Source organism: Tepidicella xavieri (assembly GCF_004363315.1).
Taxonomy (GTDB): domain Bacteria; phylum Pseudomonadota; class Gammaproteobacteria; order Burkholderiales; family Burkholderiaceae_C; genus Tepidicella; species Tepidicella xavieri.
Window position 1 is genome coordinate 43,893 of sequence record NZ_SNYL01000015.1, and the last position, 17,189, is coordinate 61,081.

A 17,189-nucleotide genomic window follows, 5' to 3' on the forward strand; every position below is an offset into this window, starting at 1 on the left:
CACATCGGCTGCGCACCATGCGGCCATGCCCTTCGTCTGGGGCATGCCCAACCATCTGCATGAGGAACGCGACGTGAAAGACTTTCTCCAGGCCCTTCGGGTCCAGCGCTGGGACGACCACCGCTACTACCACCACAGCCGCATCAACCAGAGCCTGCACCTGCTCAGCGCCATCAGCTTTTTGGTGGCCTATGCCCTGCTGTTCAAGGATCCGGCCATGGCCGCGCTGATCGCGTGGCTGGTCTCCATGGTCAGCCGGCAGGCCGGGCACTTCTTTTTCGAGCCCAAGGGCTATGACCACATCAACCAGGTTACCCACGAATACAAGGAAGCGATCAAGGTGGGCTACAACCTGCAGCGCAAGGTGGTGTTGATGGCGATCTGGGCCTGCTCGCCCCTGTTGCTGGTGTGGCAGCCGGGCCTCTTTGGGCTGCTGGAGCCGCATGCCGACTGGCGCGGCTTCATCCACAACGTGGGCTGGATGTGGCTGTGGGTGGGGGTCGGCGGGCTGCTGTTCCGCATGGTGCAGTTGTTCGTGCAGCAAGGCGTACAGACCGGCCTGGTGTGGGTCACCAAGATCCTGACCGACCCGTTTCACGACATCATGCTCTACCACAAGGCCCCGTGGTACCTGCTGCGCGGGCAGATGATGGACCCCGGGCACCGCGCGCCCTAAGGGCCTTTGGCTGGCGATGGCCACCCCGCTGGGGCGGCCGGGCCACCCAGCGCCCATGGCTCAGCCGCCCAGCCCCAGGCGCTGGCCGGTTTGCCGCCAGACTTGCTGGCGGATCTGCGCCCATTTGGCCCCCAGCAGTTCGCGCGCCATCTGGCGGCGGATGGCGCGGTGCGTCAGGCCAGGGTGGCGCCACCACCAGCCGTCGGCCTGCATCGCTTGGCCGGCGGCCACGAAGCGGCGGATCACCTCGTCCATCTCGGCATCGGTGACGTGCAGGCTGAAGATCAGCCGCCCCGTGCCGACCCAGCTCAGCGCGATGCCGTGCGCCCGCAGGTAGAACTGCAGCAGCCAGTGATAGCGTGAGGGCTGGGTGTAGTTGAGGGTCCAGATGGTGGACAGCGCCGCGGCCTCGATGGGCAGGCCCGCATCGCGCATGGCGCGGTTGAAGCGCTGCAGCCGTTCTTCCCACCGCTCGTCCAGCCCGTCGTACAGGGCCTGGATGTCGGCATCATCGAGCCGACGCAGGAAAGCGTTCATGGCGCCCATCACATAGGGGTGGGCGTTGAAGGTGCCGCGGGCGAAGCACAGGTCGGCTGGGCGGTCTTCGCGGAAGCGTTCCATCCACGCCCGGCGCCCGCACACCACGCCCACGGGCAGGCCGCCGCCCAGCGTCTTGCCGTAGCACACCAGGTCGGCTTGCACGCCGAAATAAGCCTGCGCGCCGCCTCGGGCGAGCCGAAAGCCGACGAACACCTCATCGAAGATCAGCGCGATGCCCCGCTCCGTGCAGACTTCGCGCAGCCGGCGCAGCCAGCGGGTGTAGGCGGCGCGGTCGAAGCCGGCGCTGCGACTGCCGTCCATCAGGGTGGAGTCGCCAGGGGCGTTGCGGTTGGGGTGCAGGGCCTGGATCGGGTTGATGAGCACGCAGGCCACGTCGCGCCGGGTGCGCAGCACTTGCAGGCTGCGTTCGTCCATGTCGCGCAGGGTGTAGGTCTCGCGCGGGGGCAGGGGGTTGCCGGGGCCCGGCTGCACGTCTTCCCACCAGCCGTGGTAAGCGCCCGTGAAACGCACCAGATGGCGCTTGCCGCTGTGGTAGCGCGCCAGCCGCACGGCCTGCATCACCGCTTCCGTGCCCGACATGTGAAAGCTCACGTCGTCCATGCCCGAAAGCGCCTTGAGCCGCGCCACGTTGTCGGCCACGCAAGGGTGGTAGCCGCCCAGCACCGGGCCGAGTGCCGCGCCCAGCGTCGCGCCTTCGGCCATGCAGGCTTTGTAGAAGTCCACGCCAAACACATTGACGCCGTAAGAGCCGGTGAGGTCCAGGTAGTCGTTGCCGTCGAGGTCGGTGAGGGTGATGCCTTGCGCCGAGGCCCAGAACGCGCCCATCGGCAAGTGCTCGCGCGCATAGGCGCTGAACGGCAAGGGCACGCGGTAGCGGCTGGTCAGGCGCATGTCGGGCAGGCCCTCGCGGGCCTGGTCGCCCAGCGCCAGGGTGTGGGGGGCGAGCGTGCGCAAAGTCTCAGAGAGGCGGGCAAACCCGGCCCGGCGCCGGGCCACCACGTCGGCCGGCGCGTCATCGGCGGCGAAAAAGCGTTCCTCGCCATGGTGCCAGGCAGGCATCCAGCGGGCCACGCGCTTGGCCATGCGCGCATGGCCAGCCAGCGACCGGTGCTTGGCCCGCGAGAGCTGCAGCCGTCGCCGCAGGGCGGGCAGACCGGCAATGGCAGCGGCCAGGGCGCTGGCGGTCATCACGAGTTCGGCAGGCATGTCATCAACCTTTCAAAAGCGGGTGTGACAGTTGTATGCCGGCCATTTGACAGCGCCATGAAACCCCAGACCCTGCGTGACCGCCTCCTGCTGCAGGAGGACCTCAACTTCCTGCTGACCAACCGCGTGCCGCGCATCGCGCTGACGCGCTTCATGGGCTGGTACAGCCGCATCCGCAGCCCCGGGCTGACCCGCTTTTCCATCGCGGTGTGGCGGCTGTTCACCGAGTTGGACTTGAGCGACGCCAAGCAGCAGCGCTTTGCCAGCCTGCACGAATGCTTCACGCGCGAGCTGCGCCCAGGCGCGCGGCCGTTCGATGCGCGTGCCGATGTCATCGCCAGCCCCAGCGACGCCATCGTCGGGGCGCACGGAACCGTGGCCCAGGGCCAGGTGTTGCAGGCCAAGGGCTTTCCTTACACGCTGCTCGATCTGCTGGGCTCGCCGGGCTTGGCGCAGGCCCACGAAGGCTGCCGCTACGTCACGCTGCGGCTGACGTCGAGCATGTATCACCGCTTCCACGCGCCGCACGATCTGCGCATCGACCGCGTCACCTACATCAGCGGCGATACGTGGAACGTCAACCCCATCGCGCTGCAGCGCGTGGAACGGCTGTTTTGCAAGAACGAGCGTGCGGTCGTCGAGTGTCGCCTGCAGGCCGACGGCGCGCGCCTGACGCTGGTGCCCGTGGCCGCCATCCTGGTGGCCAGCATCCGGCTGCATTGCTTGCCGCAGCGCCTGCACCTGCGCTACCGGGGCCCCAACGTCATCGACTGCCAGGCCCAGGCGGCCAAGGGCGATGAGCTCGGCTGGTTCGAGCACGGCTCCACCATCATCGTGTTGGCGCCGCCCGATGCCCGGCTGGCAGCGGGCGTGGACACGGGCAGCCGGCTCAAGGCGGGGCAGGCATTGTTCGAGCGGCTGCCAGCCTGTCACGAAACGGTCACGCGCCCGTCATAGCCTGAAGCCTCCTCACACTGCCCACGCATTCATGGCCCTGCCGCACGACGAAATTCTGCGCCGCATCGAGCGCGACCTGCTCGACGGCTACGACGAAGAGCTGGAGCTCGAAATCGAAGACCGCGACCCGACGGCGCCCACCGAGGCGTTGGGGCCCGGTGCCACCGACGCGGACAAACAGCGCCGCATCGCGTACTTCAAGGAGTTGTTTCGGCTGCAGGGCGAGCTGGTGAAGCTGCAGGACTGGGTGGCCACCACGCGGCAAAAGGCCGTCATCCTCTTTGAAGGGCGCGATGCCGCGGGCAAAGGCGGCGTCATCAAGCGCATCACGCAGCGGCTCAATCCGCGGGTGTGCCGGGTGGTGGCGCTGCCCGCGCCGAACGACCGCGAGCGCACCCAATGGTACTTCCAGCGCTATGTGGCGCATTTGCCAGCGGCAGGGGAAATCGTGCTGTTCGACCGCAGCTGGTACAACCGGGCCGGGGTGGAAAAAGTCATGGGCTTTTGCACCCCGGAGGAATACGAAGAGTTTTTCCGTTCGGTGCCCGAGTTCGAGCGGATGCTGGTGCGGTCGGGCATCCGGCTCATCAAATACTGGTTTTCCATCACCGACGAGGAACAGCACTTGCGCTTCCTCAGCCGCATGCACGACCCGCTCAAGCAGTGGAAGCTCAGCCCCATGGATCTGGAAAGCCGCCGCCGCTGGGAGGACTACACCCGCGCCAAGGAAACCATGCTGGAGCGCACCCACATCCCCGAAGCCCCCTGGTGGGTGGTGCCGGCCGACGACAAAAAACGCGCCCGACTCAACTGCATCCACCACCTGCTGTCGCAGTTCGACTACCACGAGATCGAACGCCCCGAGGTGACCCTGCCCGAGCGCGTGCGCCACCCCGACTACCTCCGCCACCCGGTGCCGGCCAGCATGATCGTGCCGCAGGTGTATTGAGCTCATTGTCAGCGGCCAGATTGTCGCGTCAGCGACATGAAAGCTTAATACATTTGTCAAAAAACCCCTGCAAAATGGCCTGCTCGGGCGATTCGAGGCGAGTTGCCCACCGTTTCATGCTTTGAAGAGGAGCACCGATCCATGTCTTTCAAGCGAACCCTGCTGGCGTGCACCCTGGCCGTCGCCGGCGCAGCCATGGCCCAACAGGCCCCCACCGAAATCCAGATGTGGATGGGCCTGACCGGGCCGTCCGGCGAGTTGCTCAGCCGCTTTGGCGACGACTTCAACAAGTCGCAGAACGAATACCGCGTGGTCGTGTCGTTCAAAGGGCAGTACCCCGAGCAGCGTGCCGCGGCCGTGGCCGCGTTCCGTGCCGGCAACCCGCCGCACATCATGCAGATGTTCGACGCCGGCTCCGGCGACATGGTCCAGGCGCGCGGCGCCATTATTCCCGTCTCTGAGGTGTTCAAACGCGCCAACATCCGCTTCGATCCGGCCGATTTCATCGCCCCGGCGCGCGGCTACTACGGCCTGCCCAACGGCGATTTGCTGTCCATGCCGTTCAACGTCTCCACCGCCGTGCTGTTCTACAACAAGGACGCTTTCCGCAAGGCCGGCCTCAACCCCGACCAGCCGCCCCGCACTTGGCCCGAGTTGATCGACGCCGCGGGCAAGATCCGCGCCACCAACGCCGCGCCCTGCGGCTTCACCACCACGTGGCTGGCCTGGATCATGCTAGAGCAGTACAACTCCCGCCACAACGTGCAGATGGGTACCCTGGGCAATGGCCGTGGCGGCCTGGGTGCCTCCCTGACCGTGAGCAACCCCATGAACGAGCGCATGGTGCAGACGCTGGTGGACATGCAGAAAGACAAGCGCTTTGACTACGGCGGCCGCTCCAACGATGCGGCGGCCAAGTTCATCAGCGGCGAATGCGCCATGCTGACCCAGTCCTCCGGCGGGCTCGGCGCCATCGCGCGCGACGCCAAGTTCGAATTCGGCACCGCCCAACTGCCCTATTGGCCCGACGTGAAAGGCGCGCCGTATGCCACCACCATCGGCGGTGCCTCCCTGTGGGTGTTCAACGCGCCCAACCGCACCGACCACGAATTCCGTGGCGTGGCCAAGTTCCTCGACTTCCTGCGTTCCGACAAGGTCATGACCGAGTGGGCCAAGGCCACGGGCTTCCTGCCGGCCACCAACAGCGCCTTCAAGGCCATGAAGGACGAGGGCTTCTTCGAGAAGAACCCCGGCCGCGATGTGCCCATCCTCTCGCTGATCGAGGGCGCCAAGGGCGAGCACACCAACGGCTACCGCTTCGGCCGCTGGACCGAGATCCGCGACGTCTATCACGAAGAAGTCGAACGCGCCCTGCAAGGCCGCCAGAGCGCCAAGCAGGCGATGGTGAACTTCGAGCGCCGCGGCAACGCCCTGCTGCGCGCCTTCGAGCGCTCGGCCAACTGATCGAAGCCGGCCGGCGCGGCGTCGGTCGTTTCATCCACCATCCGCCACCCCTCGGCGAGGGGTGGCTTGTCGCATGCAAAGAAAAGTCATTTTCCCCAACCGCTGGCTGCCCTACATGCTGCTGGCCCCCCAACTGGCGGTGACGCTGGTTTTCTTCATTTGGCCCAGCGCCCAGGCCGTGATGATGGCCTTCCAGCAGCAGGACCCCTTCGGGCTGGCGGTGCAGTGGGTCGGGCTGGAGAACTTCCATGCCGTGCTCACCGATCCGGCCTACTACGACTCGGTGGTGCGCACGCTGGTGTTTTCCACCGCCGTGACTGTGCTGGCCCTGGCGCCGGCGCTGGCGCTGGCCGTGGCCGCCGACGCCCTCATCCGTGGGCGCGGCGCCTACACCACCGGGCTGATGGTGCCTTATGCGATTGCACCGGCCATCGCCGGCGTGCTGTGGCTGTTCATGTTCAATCCGGCCATCGGCGTGGTCTCTTATGGCCTGCGCAGCGCCGGCGTGGCCTGGAACCCCACGCTCGATGGCACCGACGCGATGATCCTGGTCATCCTCGCTTCGGCGTGGAAGCAGATCGCCTACAACTTTCTGTTCTTCCTGGCCGGCCTGCAGTCGATTCCCAAATCGCTGCTGGAGGCTGCCGCCATCGACGGGGCCAGCCCCTGGCACCGCTTCCGCACCATCATCTTCCCGTTGCTGTCGCCTACCACGTTCTTCTTGCTGGTGGTCGGGCTGGTCTATGCCTTCTTCGATACCTTTGGGGTGATCCATGCCGTGACCGCTGGCGGGCCGGCCAAGGCCACCGAAATCCTGGTCTACAAGGTGTACTACGACGGCATCGTGGCCCTGGATCTGGGCAGTTCGGCGGCGCAGTCGGTGCTGCTCATGCTGCTGGTCATCGGCCTGACGCTGGTGCAGTTCCGTTTCGTCGAACGCAGGGTGCATTACTCATGAAATCGCTGTCTTCCGCGTCGGCGAACCGTTCCCAATGGTTCGCCCACCTCGTGCTGTGGGTCGGCCTGGCGATCACCGCCTTTCCGCTCTATGTGGCTTTCGTGGCTTCCACGCTCACCAATCAGGAGATTGCCCAGGCGCCCATGCCCCTGCTGCCAGGCGACCAGGGCTGGGCAAACTACCGTCAAGTGTTGGTCGATGGCATGGGGGGCACCCACCTGTCGCCACCGGTCTGGACCATGCTGCGCAACAGCCTGGCCATGGCGCTGGTGATTGCCTTGGGCAAGATCGTGGTGTCGGTCCTGTCGGCCTATGCGGTGGTGTTCTTCCGCTTCCCGGGGCGCATGGTGTGCTTCTGGCTCATCTTCATCACGCTCATGCTGCCGGTGGAGGTGCGCATCCTGCCCACCTATCAGGTGGTGACCGATCTGGGCCTCATCAACACCTTTGCCGGGCTCACGCTGCCGCTGATCGCGTCGGCCACGGCCACGCTGCTGTTTCGCCAGTTCTTCCTCACCTTGCCGGATGAACTGGTCGAGGCCGCCAAGATCGACGGCGCCGGCCCGCTGCGCTTTTTCTGGGACGTGGTGCTGCCGCTGACGCGCATCCAGATCGCGGCGCTCTTCGTCATCCTGTTCGTGTACGGCTGGAACCAGTACCTCTGGCCGCTGCTCATCGTCACCGACATCCACCTCGACACCATCGTCGTGGGCATCGCCAAGATGATCGGTACCGGCGATGCCGCCACCGACTGGAACCTGGTCATGGCCACCACCGTGCTGGCCCTGCTGCCCCCCGCGCTGGTGGTGGTGCTGATGCAGAAATGGTTTGTCCGCGGCTTGGTGGACAGCGAAAAATAAGGACACACACAATGGCTTCTCTCGGATTCAAACAAGTCATCAAACGTTATGGCGTGGGGCCGGCTGCCGTGCAGGTGATTCATGGCGTGGACGCGCAGATCCACGACGGCGAATTCATCGTCATGGTCGGCCCGTCGGGCTGTGGCAAGAGCACCTTGCTGCGCATGGTCGCGGGGCTGGAGGACATCACCGGCGGGGAAATCACCATCGGCGAGCGAACCGTCAACGGCATCGAGCCGGCCAAGCGCGACATCGCCATGGTGTTCCAGAACTACGCCCTCTATCCCCACATGAGCGTGTTCGACAACATGGCCTACGGTTTGCGCATCCGGCGCCTGCCGGAAGCCGAGGTGCGCGCCCGCGTGGAAGCCGCGGCCAAGACGCTGGAGCTCTCGGCCCTGCTGCAGCGCCGCCCCAGCCAGCTCTCGGGCGGGCAGCGCCAGCGCGTGGCCATGGGGCGTGCCATCGTGCGCCAGCCCCAGGTGTTCCTGTTCGACGAGCCCCTGTCCAACCTCGACGCCAAGCTGCGCGCGCAGACCCGGCTGGAAATACAGAAACTCCACCGGACGCTGGGCATCACCTCGCTGTTCGTCACGCACGACCAGGTCGAGGCCATGACCCTGGCGCAACGCATGATGGTGATGAACGGCGGCCGCATGGAGCAGTTCGCCACGCCGGAGGAGGTGTACCGTCGCCCGGCCAGCCTGTTCGTGGCCGGCTTCATGGGGGCGCCGCCCATGAATCTGCTGCGCCACGCGCCCGGGGTGCAGGCTGGCACGGTGCTGGGCATTCGGCCCGAGCACCTGCTGTGGGACGAACAGGGCTGGGCCTGCGTGGTCGATTCCATCGAACTGCTGGGCGCCGAGCGCCTGCTGCATTTGCGCCTGGGCGAGGAAGACCTGACCATGCGCATCCCGGCGCAAGACGCCGCCCCCGCGCTGGGCGAGACGGTTCGCATCCGCCCCAACGAGGCTTTCATCCACACTTTCGACGCCGACACCGGCCTGCGCCGCGCATGAGCACCGCTTTTCCAACCCCATGGCCCTATCCCCTGTGGATCGCGCACCGTGGCGCCGGCAAGGACGCCCCGGAAAACACCCTCGTGGCCTTCCAGCGCGGCTGGGAGGCGGGTTTTCGCATGTTCGAGTGCGATGTCAAGCTCAGCGCCGACGGCGTTCCCTACCTGCTGCACGATGCCACGCTGGACCGCACCACCAACGGCCATGGGCCGGTGGAGCATCTGCCTTGGGCCGACTTGGCGCGGCTCGACGCCGGCGGCTGGCACTCGGCCCGCTATGCGGGCGAGCGACTGTTGCGGCTCGACCAGCTCGCCGCCTGGTGTGAGACGCACGGCGCGCTGGTGAATCTCGAAATCAAGCCCGTGCCGGGCCACGAAGCGGCCACGGGCGCGGCCGTGGCCCGCGCCGTCCAGACGCTGTGGGGCCAGGCGACCGTGCCCCCGCTGCTCACCTCGTTTCAGCCCCATGCCTTGCAAGCCGCCCAGCAGGCCGCCCCCGAGTTGCCGCGTGGCCTGCTGCTGGAAAAATTCTGGCCAGGCTGGGAAGGCGTGGCCGAGGCGCTGCAGTGCGTGGCCTTGGTTGGTCACCACCCGCTGATCGACGCGGCCCTCATGCAGACCGCGCAACGCCACGGCTGGCGCGTGCTCAGCTACACCGTCAACGATCCGGCCGAGGCCAGGCGCTTGCGCCAACTCGGCGTCGAGGGCCTGATTACCGACATCATGCACCTGCCGGCCACGGTCTGAGTCCGCTGCCATGCGACGATCCGTTTCGTGGTCGCAATTGACCGGCACGGAAGTATTCGACCTTGCCGTCGTCGGTGGCGGCGCCACCGGCCTGGGCGTGGCGCTGGATGCGGCGCTGCGCGGGTTTTCCGTGGCGCTGCTGGAGTCCCACGACTTCGGCAGCGGCACTTCCTCGCGCTCCACCAAGCTGCTGCACGGGGGTGTGCGCTATCTGGCCCAGGGCCATTTGGGGCTGGTGCGCGAGGCCCTGGCCGAACGCGCCACCGTGCTGCGGCTGGCGCCCCATCTGGCGCAGCCGCTGCCATTCGTCATGCCGTCTTTCCGCTGGTGGCACACCCCGTTTTATGGCTTGGGCCTGAAGTTTTACGACTTGCTTGCCGGCGCGGCGGGCTTGGGGGGCACGCGCTGGCTGTCGCGGGCGCAGACCCTGGCCGCCTTGCCCGGCGTGCGGGCCGAGGGCTTGCGCGGCGGCGTGCGCTACTGGGACGGCCAGTTCGACGACGCGCGCCTGGCTGTGGCCCTGGCCCGCACCGCCGAGCGTGCCGGCGCCCTCGTGCTTAATCATGCCGAAGTCGTCGGTATCGATCGCCTGGCCCCCGAGTCCCACGCCGGTGCCCGCCTGGCCTTGCGGGTGCGCGACACCTTGCTGGGCCAGCCGGCCACGCTGCGGGCCCGCGCCGTGGTCAACGCCACGGGCGTCTGGGTCGATGCCTTGCGCCAGGAGGCCAGCGGCCAATCGGGTGGCGCGGCGGCCGCGCGGCTGGTCTCGCCCAGCCAGGGCGTGCATCTGGTGGTCAGCCGCGACTTTTTGCCTGGCGAGCAGGCCCTGCTCGTGCCCCGCACGCAGGATGGGCGCGTCCTCTTTGCCGTGCCCTGGATGGGCGCCCTCGTCTTGGGCACCACCGACACCCCCCGGCAAGACCTGCCCCGCGAGCCCGAGCCCTTCGAGGCCGAGCTGGACTTCATCCTCAGCGAGGCCACCAAAGTGCTCAGCCGCCCCGTGCGTCGCGCAGACATTCGCAGCCAATGGGTGGGCCTGCGCCCCCTCGTGGCCGCGCCGCCGAAAGCCGCTGGGGGCGGCACCCAAGCCCTCTCGCGCGAGCACACCATCGTGGCCGATCCGAACGGCCTGCTCACCGTCACGGGCGGCAAGTGGACCACCTACCGCGCCATGGCCGAAGACGTGCTGCAAGCCTGTTTCGATCACCATTGGCTCCCCGCCAGGCCCGCGGGCGTCACCGCCCGCCATCCGCTGGTGGGTGCCCCAACGGCAGACGCCCCAGGCGTGCCTTTGCACCAGCCCCCGGGCCCCCACCTGTACGGCAGCGAATGGCCCGATGTGCTGGCCTGCCCCGGGGCCGATCGACACCTCGGCTTTGGCCTCACGGAAGCCATGGTGCGCTTTGCCGCGCGCCAAGAACACGCCTGCACCGTGGAAGACGTGCTCGCCCGCCGCTGGCGGGTGCTGTTTCTGAACGCCGCCGCCGCTGGCGACATGGCCCCCGCAGTCGCAGCCGTCCTGCAGGAAGAAACGGGCTTGGACCCCGGCCTTGCGGCCTTCCTGCAGCTTGCCGCCGCCTATCGGCCGCGCTGAGCAAAGAGCGGCGTTCGCTTCAGACCTGGGCCACGGCCGGGCCGTGCGGCACCGCGCCCACCACCGGGCGCATCGCCTCGTGCACGATGCCTGCGATCATCTCGGCCGTGCCCGCGCTCAAGGTCCAACCCAGGTGGCCGTGGCCGGTGTTGTAGAACACATTGGGCTTTTTCCCTCGGCCCACGCGCGGCATCATGTCCGGCATCATCGGCCGCAGCCCCGCCCAGGGCACCACTTGGCGTGTGCTCACGCCCGGGAAGCACCGGTTCACCCAGTCGATCAGCGGGCGGATGCGATCGGCCCGGATGTCCTTGTTCATGCCGTTGAACTCGGCCGTACCTGCCACCCGAAAACGGTCTGGCCCCAGCCGGCTCGTCACCAGCTTGGTTTCATCATCCAGCAGGCTGACCCAGGGCGCGGCCTGGCGGCTGGCCTCGTCGAGCAACTGCACGGTGATCGAATAACCCTTGACGGGGTAGATGTTGACCCGATCGCCCAATTGCGCGGCCAGTCGGCGGCTGGCCACGCCAGCGCACACCACCAGGGCATCGAAGTCCAGGGTTTGATCGCCCTCGGGCGAGCGCAGCGTCACCTGGGCCAGTTGCCCGTCGCTGCGCAGCCGCAGCACCTCGGCGCCGCAGCGAATACGTGCGCCATGCCGCTCGGCCGCCGCTGCCAGGCCCACGGTGTACTTGTGGATGTCGCCGGTCGAATCGCTTTCGGTGTAGAAACCACCGTAATAGTTGCCGGCCAGCGTCGGCTCGATGGCCCGCATCTCTTGCGGCGTCACGGCGCGGCGCGACAGTCCGCCCAGCGCCAGCAGCTGGCTCACGCGCGCGGCGTGGTCAAAGCCTTTCTTGTCGCGGTAGATGTGCAGGATGCCGCGCTTTTCGCTGTCGAACGCAATGCCTTCGGCGGCCGCCCAAGCAAAGAAATGCTCGCGTGCCGCAATCGCCAGCCGAGCGGTGGCCGTGGTGTTGCGCTCGTAGTGCGGGATGCTGGCCATGAATTCCAGAAACCACGATATCTTGTGCCAGCTGGGCTTGGGGTTGAGCAGCAGTGGCGCGTCGTTGCGCAGCATCCACTTCAAGCCCTTGAGCAGGGTGGACCAATGGGTCCAGACCTCGGCGTTGGAGGCCGACAACTGCCCCCCGTTGGCAAACGAGGTTTCCATGGCGGGGTAGCGGTTCTGCTCCAGCAGCGTGACCTGCAGGCCGCGCTTGGCCAGCGCGTAAGCGGTGGTGACACCCGTGATGCCACCGCCAATGACGGCAATCGATTTCATGGCTCGGTTCCAGACACGTCAGACAGGGAAAAGCGCATCCCGCCCCATGCGGCCTGCGCGCCCCCTCTGTTTGGAACCTGAGAGATTCATGGCCGGCCAGTGGCCGACCACTTGCTCCTGCGGTGGGCGGGTTGACGAGACCCGCCACTCTTCAGAGTGCAGTGACATGCCCGCCGGTCCTTTTGCCTGAGAGTTTCCGGGGCGGTTGCTCCTTCGGCGCCGACCTGCGGCTGCAGGACGGGCTCTCCCGACGGGTAAGTGAATGGATTGTAGGGCGTGCCGCTGCCGCCATCAAGGCAAAAGTCGTTTGCTCACGAAGCCTGCCACTCGATGCCCACCGGGGCCGAGCTCTCGCCGCTGGCGAGCTTGAACGAGCCGGCCGCGCGCACCAGCTCTTGCGCCTGGCTCTGCAGGCCCGTGGCCGCGGCCGCGATTTGCTCCACCAGGGCGGCATTTTGCTGCGTGGTCTGGTCGATCTGGCTGACGGCTTCGCTGACCTGCGCCACCCCCGATGCCTGCTCCTGGCTCGCTTCGCTGATGCGGGCCATGATCTGCGTCACGCGCTGGATGGCCTCGACCACGCTGGCCATGGATTCGCCGGCGCGGTTGACCAGGTCGGTGCCTTTTTCCACGCGCTCGGCGCTGGTGTGGATGAGGGCGCGAATCTGCTTGGCGGCTTCAGCGCTGCGCTGCGCCAGCGAGCGGACTTCCGAAGCCACCACCGCGAAGCCGCGTCCGGCTTCGCCGGCGCGTGCCGCCTCCACCGCGGCGTTGAGGGCCAGGATGTTGGTCTGAAACGCGATGCCGTCGATCACGCCGATGATGTCGCCGATCTGGCGGCTGGAGTCGTGGATGCCGCGCATGGTCTCGACCACCTCGGCCACCACCGCGCCGCTTTGCTGCGCCAGATCCGCGGCGTTTTTGACCAACCCATTGGCCTCCGAGGCCGATGCGGCGTTCTGCTTGACCGTCACGCCCAGTTCCTCCATCGAGGCGGCGGTTTCTTCCAGCGCGCTGGCCTGGTTTTCGGTGCGGGCCGACAGGTCGTGGTTGCCCTGTTCGATCTCTTTGGAGGCGCTGGCCACGCTGTCGGCGCTCAGCCGCAGGTGGCGCACCAGTTCCACCAGCCGCGCCTGCATCTGGTCGAGGTTGCGCAGCAGGTGGCCCAGTTCGTCTTTGCGGCTGACCTGAATGCGCCGCGTCAGATCGCCCTCGGCGATGCGCTGGGCCACGGCCACCGCGTCATTGACCGGCTCGGTGACGCTGCGTGGAATGAACCAGATCAGCCACAGCGCCAGCGCCACCAGGATGGCGGTGCTGATCAGCAGGGTCACCTCTGCCGTCACCACCAGGTCGGCGGCTTTTTCCGCCGACTTGGCCGTTCCCTCCAGGTTGAACGCCAGAATCGCCTGCATCGCGTCAAAAGCGCCCTGGAACAGGGCAGGGCCTTCGTTGAAGAACTGCTCCTGAATGGACTGCAGTTCCCACGGGCCCATGGCATCTTGGAATTTTTGCAGGCTGTCGTGGGCCAGTTTCATGTAGGCGTCGCGCTTGCTGCGGTATTCGGCGTACAGCCTTTCTTCCACCGCGGCGGCGGGGTCACCAGGCTGGTAGGTCAGCAAGGTGGCGGCGTAGATGTCCGTGGCCTGGGTGAGCGTGTCCTCGATCGTCTTGAGCTGCTGCGCGAAGGCTTCCGCGCCCGACTGCTCGCCGCTGCTCAGCCGTCGCCCCACGGCCAGGTAGTGGTTGGAGAGCTGGTCCTTCATGCGGCCTAGGTTCTCGATGGCCGGTATCCATGACTCTGCCACCTCGCCCGTTTCGTATTTGATACTGATGTTCTGATACAGCGTGAAGGCTGTGCTCAGCACCGCCAGCAGCAGGATCAGCCCCATGCCGATGGTGATGCGCAGCCGGATGGTCAGGTCGTTGAAGCTCATGTCGTCGTCTCCTTCGTTGTTGTCGTCGTCGGGGCATGAAGCGGGCATTCGATCACGAATTCCGCGCCGCCTGTGGCCCGGTTCCCAACGGTGATGCGGCCAGCCAAGATGCCGGTCACGATGTTGTGCACGATGTGCAGGCCCAGCCCGGTGCCGCCGCTGCCCAGCCGGGTGGTGAAAAAGGGGTCGAAAATCCGGCCCATCTGATCCGGTGGGATGCCCACGCCGTCGTCGCGCACGGCAATGCGCACCGCCTCATCCCCCAGGGGTTCGGCGGCGATTTCGATGCGGCCCTGGCGGCCTGCCGGGAAGGCATGGATCAGCGCGTTCTGGATCAGATTGGTCAGCACCTGTCCCAGCGGGCCGGGGAAGGAATTCATCTGCACGTCCACCGGCGCGTGCACGACCAGTTCCACGGGCGCGCGCTTGAACATCGGTTGCAGCGTCAGCGCAATTTCGTGCAACACCTCCAACAGCGAGAACGGCCGGCGTTGCGAACTCGTCTGGTCCACGGCCACCTGCTTGAAGCTGGCAATCAGCTCAGAAGCCCGGCGCAGGTTGCGCTGGGCGATGTCAGAGGCCGTTTCCACTTGAGCGATGAACCCTTCCAGGTCCGAGCGGCGCAACCCCTCGGCCAACCGCTGCCGAAACCCCTTGAGCCGGTCTTCCAGGGTAGAGACGGCCATCAGCCCGTTGCCGATGGGGGTGTTGAGCTCGTGCGCCACGCCCGCCACCAGCGAGCCCAGCGAAGCCAGTTTTTCCGACTGCACCAGCTGCGACTGGGTGCGCTTGAGCCGGTCGATGGCCTCGGTCAGCGCGGCGTTGGCTTCCGACAGGCTTTGCGTGCGGGCGGCAATGCGGGCTTCCAGTTCGGCGTTGAGCCGCCGCAATTCCCGTTCCATGGCCCGCTTTTCCGTGATGTCGAGCATGGAGCAAATCAGCAGGCTCTGCTCCTGGAAGGCCACGGTGCGCATGTACACCTCCACCAGGAGGGTCTGCCCCGTCTTGCAGCGCAGCTTGCCCAACTCGCCGCGCAGCTCGCCCTGCTGGCGCAGGCGGCGGAAGGTCTCTTGCAGCACGGGCTCGTCCAGGATGGCCCCCTGCAGCGAGGCGCCGCGGCCGATGAGCTCGTCGCGTTCGTAGCCCAGCATGGCCAGCCACGCGGGGTTCACGTCCAGATAGTGGTAGCCCTGCTCATCGGCCTCCAGCACCGCCACCGCCACCGGGCTGGCCTGGAAGAAGAGGTTGAACTTTTCCTCGCTTTCGCGCACGGCCTGTTCCTTGCGCTTGAGGTCGGTGATGTCCACGTCCATGCACACAAAGACCGATCCGCCCTGCAAATCCGGAATGCGGAAGGTGGTGGACAGGATGTGGGAGACTTGCCCCGACTGCCGCCGCACCGTGCCCTCGTAGGGGCCGAAGGGCTGGCCCGTGCGCTCGATGTCGCGCAGCAACTGCACGAAGCCGGCCGCTTCCTCCGGGGTGTAGATGAGCTGATCCAGCGTCTTGCCCAGGGCCTGCTCCCGCGTCCAGCCCAGCACCGCCTCGGCGGCCGGGTTCCAGTCGAGCACGCGGCCATCGCGGTCGTAGAGCTGCACCCCCAGGGTGGGGGTGGTGTCCAGAATCGCACGCAGCTGCGCTTCGCGGCGCTGGATCTGCTCGGCCATCTGGCGCAAGCCTTGCCCTAAAGCGTCGAGCTCCTGCACCCCGGTGCTGGGCAGCGGCGCGTCGTACCGGCCCTGGGCCACCGCGTCGGCGAAGGCCAGGCTGCGGTCGAGCCGGCGGCCAATCACCCGGGAGATCCACAGCAGCAGCAGCCAACCAAAGCCGACCGAGACCACCACGGTCACCAGCGTGATGCCCAGCGCCGTGCGCCCCGAGGCGTTGACCACTTCCACGGGATAGCCCGCCAGCACCACCCAGCCGATGCGCGCCAGCCGCTTGCCCGTGCCCACGAAGCGCTCGCCGTCCAGGTCCATCACGTCGTGCAGCGATTGGCCCGCTCGGGCGGCCTGGAACACCGGCCAGTGCGACACGTTGCGCCGCAGCGCGGCCCAGCTCATGTCGGGCGCGGCCACCACTTCGCCCTTGCCGTCGGTCACGATCACCATCAGCCCGTCGAGCGCCAGCGACTGGCGCACCGTATCGGCCAGCCGGTGCACGCCCAGCTCAATCACCAGAAAGCCGTCGTCCAGCGGCACGTTGTACGCCACCACCGGCAGGTCCAGCACAGGGGATCGGTACTGGTCGCTCCACACGGCCCGTTCCTGCCGGGCGGCTTCGCGCACGCCGGCCAGGCCGCTGAGGTCGTTGCCGCGCCAGTCGCCCATGCGCGAAGTCATGCCCGCGGCCACGAACAGGTCGCGCACCCGGGCGTCGCGGTCCAGCAGGTAAATGCCCTGGAAAAACTGCGTCTGCCCGGCCAGGCGCAGCAGCAACAGGTCAAAGCCGCGCCGGCCCGCGGCATCGGCCGCCGCGGCTTCGATGGCGCGCGCCAGCCCCGTGGCCAGTTGTTCGGCATACTGCAGGTTCACGTCCACCTGGTGCGCCGCGGCCGCCGCGGCCCGGCGTTGCTCCATCCGGTTTTGTTCTTCCACCATGGGCAGCCGCCAGAAAGCCATCAGCAGGCCGACCACTGCCACCGCCACCAGCACCACCAGCAGAAACTGGGCCACCAGCACCTGCCGGATGGTGTAGGGGCCCCATGCCCGAGGTTTCATCCCGCTTCCACCACGTACCGGCCACCGCTGACCCGAGTGATGTAGAGCCGGCGCTGGGCATCCCCATGGTCGTTGAACTCGATGGTCTGCTGCAAGCCGTCGAACCGGCGCACGCGCAGCAAAGCGCCGCGCAAGTCCTCGCCCCGGCGGCGCTGCCCGTAACAGGCCGTTGAAAAACTCCCCTGTGGCCGGTCTTGGTACGGGTACCATGTGAGCCACGGCGACGACGACCAGACACCAGACACCGAAGATGAGAG

At 67.2% G+C, this 17,189-nt stretch carries 14 protein-coding genes and 1 riboswitch; of the genes, 9 read left to right on the plus strand and 5 right to left on the minus strand.

The genetic code is table 11. The features are described from left to right. Positions 1-25 precede the first annotated feature (25 nt). Positions 26-676, plus strand: coding sequence for a hypothetical protein (locus tag DFR43_RS11390; protein ID WP_245988911.1), 651 nt, complete (start codon positions 26-28; stop codon positions 674-676). A 60-nt stretch (positions 677-736) separates the two neighbouring features. Here the strand turns inward: DFR43_RS11390 and DFR43_RS11395 are convergent, their stop codons facing one another. After that, positions 737-2,443 (minus strand): aminotransferase class III-fold pyridoxal phosphate-dependent enzyme, encoded by a 1,707-nt coding sequence (locus DFR43_RS11395; RefSeq protein ID WP_133598778.1) that lies wholly within the window; start codon positions 2,441-2,443, stop codon positions 737-739. A 57-nt stretch (positions 2,444-2,500) separates the two neighbouring features. Here DFR43_RS11395 and asd point away from each other — a divergent pair, with 57 nt between their 5' ends. The 8 genes from asd (at position 2,501) to DFR43_RS11435 (ending at position 10,990) form a co-directional block, all read left to right on the plus strand. Beyond that, on the plus strand, positions 2,501-3,400 hold the full coding sequence (asd, locus tag DFR43_RS11400) for an archaetidylserine decarboxylase (RefSeq protein WP_133598779.1): 900 nt from the start codon (positions 2,501-2,503) through the stop codon (positions 3,398-3,400). Between the two features lie 31 nt (positions 3,401-3,431). Next, entirely contained in the window at positions 3,432-4,349 is a 918-nt protein-coding gene (gene ppk2 / locus DFR43_RS11405; protein WP_133598781.1) for a polyphosphate kinase 2, read from the plus strand. A 141-nt stretch (positions 4,350-4,490) separates the two neighbouring features. Continuing rightward, the gene (gene ugpB / locus DFR43_RS11410; protein ID WP_133598783.1) at positions 4,491-5,813 is read left to right on the plus strand and encodes a sn-glycerol-3-phosphate ABC transporter substrate-binding protein UgpB; all 1,323 of its coding nucleotides are present in this window, start codon (positions 4,491-4,493) and stop codon (positions 5,811-5,813) included. Between the two features lie 73 nt (positions 5,814-5,886). Continuing rightward, complete coding sequence (gene ugpA / locus DFR43_RS11415) at positions 5,887-6,771, plus strand: sn-glycerol-3-phosphate ABC transporter permease UgpA (RefSeq protein WP_133598785.1); 885 nt, start codon at positions 5,887-5,889, stop codon at positions 6,769-6,771. Continuing rightward, a complete protein-coding gene (gene ugpE, locus DFR43_RS11420) occupies positions 6,768-7,631 on the plus strand; it encodes a sn-glycerol-3-phosphate ABC transporter permease UgpE (protein WP_133598787.1) in 864 nt (287 codons plus the stop codon). The genes ugpA and ugpE overlap by 4 nt, the downstream gene beginning before the upstream one ends. An 11-nt stretch (positions 7,632-7,642) precedes the next feature. Then, on the plus strand, positions 7,643-8,650 hold the full coding sequence (gene ugpC / locus DFR43_RS11425; protein WP_133598789.1) for a sn-glycerol-3-phosphate ABC transporter ATP-binding protein UgpC: 1,008 nt from the start codon (positions 7,643-7,645) through the stop codon (positions 8,648-8,650). Further along, the gene (gene ugpQ / locus DFR43_RS11430; protein ID WP_133598791.1) at positions 8,647-9,396 is read left to right on the plus strand and encodes a glycerophosphodiester phosphodiesterase; all 750 of its coding nucleotides are present in this window, start codon (positions 8,647-8,649) and stop codon (positions 9,394-9,396) included. Before ugpC ends, ugpQ begins: the two co-directional genes overlap by 4 nt. Before the next feature lie 10 nt (positions 9,397-9,406). Then, on the plus strand, positions 9,407-10,990 hold the full coding sequence (locus tag DFR43_RS11435; protein WP_133598793.1) for a glycerol-3-phosphate dehydrogenase/oxidase: 1,584 nt from the start codon (positions 9,407-9,409) through the stop codon (positions 10,988-10,990). A gap of 19 nt (positions 10,991-11,009) precedes the next feature. Here DFR43_RS11435 and DFR43_RS11440 read toward each other — a convergent pair whose 3' ends face one another. From DFR43_RS11440 to DFR43_RS13715, 4 genes are all read right to left on the minus strand, one after another. Continuing rightward, complete coding sequence (locus DFR43_RS11440) at positions 11,010-12,275, minus strand: D-amino acid dehydrogenase (protein ID WP_133598795.1); 1,266 nt, start codon at positions 12,273-12,275, stop codon at positions 11,010-11,012. A 164-nt stretch (positions 12,276-12,439) separates the two neighbouring features. Beyond that, a riboswitch (glycine riboswitch) is annotated at positions 12,440-12,535 on the minus strand. A 51-nt stretch (positions 12,536-12,586) separates the two neighbouring features. After that, positions 12,587-14,212 carry a methyl-accepting chemotaxis protein gene (locus tag DFR43_RS11445; RefSeq protein ID WP_133598797.1) on the minus strand — a complete coding sequence of 542 codons (1,626 nt, stop codon included), beginning with the start codon at positions 14,210-14,212 and terminating at the stop codon, positions 12,587-12,589. Further along, positions 14,209-16,932, minus strand: a complete 2,724-nt coding sequence (locus tag DFR43_RS11450; protein WP_164499744.1) for a PAS domain S-box protein — start codon at positions 16,930-16,932, stop codon at positions 14,209-14,211. Before DFR43_RS11450 ends, DFR43_RS11445 begins: the two co-directional genes overlap by 4 nt. Beyond that, the coding region (locus DFR43_RS13715; protein WP_211338648.1) for a hypothetical protein at positions 16,929-17,189 on the minus strand (261 nt) is incomplete at its 5' end. The genes DFR43_RS13715 and DFR43_RS11450, both read right to left, overlap by 4 nt.

Excerpts from the sequence above, each read along its gene's own strand:
- DFR43_RS11390 (WP_245988911.1), top strand. The coding sequence starts at position 26 with ATGCCCTTCGTCTGGGGCATGCCCAACCATCTGCATGAGGAACGCGAC.
- DFR43_RS11395 (WP_133598778.1), bottom strand. The coding sequence starts at position 2,443 with ATGCCTGCCGAACTCGTGATGACCGCCAGCGCCCTGGCCGCTGCCATT.
- asd (WP_133598779.1), top strand. The coding sequence starts at position 2,501 with ATGAAACCCCAGACCCTGCGTGACCGCCTCCTGCTGCAGGAGGACCTC.
- ppk2 (WP_133598781.1), top strand. The coding sequence starts at position 3,432 with ATGGCCCTGCCGCACGACGAAATTCTGCGCCGCATCGAGCGCGACCTG.
- ugpB (WP_133598783.1), top strand. The coding sequence starts at position 4,491 with ATGTCTTTCAAGCGAACCCTGCTGGCGTGCACCCTGGCCGTCGCCGGC.
- ugpA (WP_133598785.1), top strand. The coding sequence starts at position 5,887 with ATGCAAAGAAAAGTCATTTTCCCCAACCGCTGGCTGCCCTACATGCTG.
- ugpE (WP_133598787.1), top strand. The coding sequence starts at position 6,768 with ATGAAATCGCTGTCTTCCGCGTCGGCGAACCGTTCCCAATGGTTCGCC.
- ugpC (WP_133598789.1), top strand. The coding sequence starts at position 7,643 with ATGGCTTCTCTCGGATTCAAACAAGTCATCAAACGTTATGGCGTGGGG.
- ugpQ (WP_133598791.1), top strand. The coding sequence starts at position 8,647 with ATGAGCACCGCTTTTCCAACCCCATGGCCCTATCCCCTGTGGATCGCG.
- DFR43_RS11435 (WP_133598793.1), top strand. The coding sequence starts at position 9,407 with ATGCGACGATCCGTTTCGTGGTCGCAATTGACCGGCACGGAAGTATTC.
- DFR43_RS11440 (WP_133598795.1), bottom strand. The coding sequence starts at position 12,275 with ATGAAATCGATTGCCGTCATTGGCGGTGGCATCACGGGTGTCACCACC.
- DFR43_RS11445 (WP_133598797.1), bottom strand. The coding sequence starts at position 14,212 with ATGAGCTTCAACGACCTGACCATCCGGCTGCGCATCACCATCGGCATG.
- DFR43_RS11450 (WP_164499744.1), bottom strand. The coding sequence starts at position 16,932 with ATGAAACCTCGGGCATGGGGCCCCTACACCATCCGGCAGGTGCTGGTG.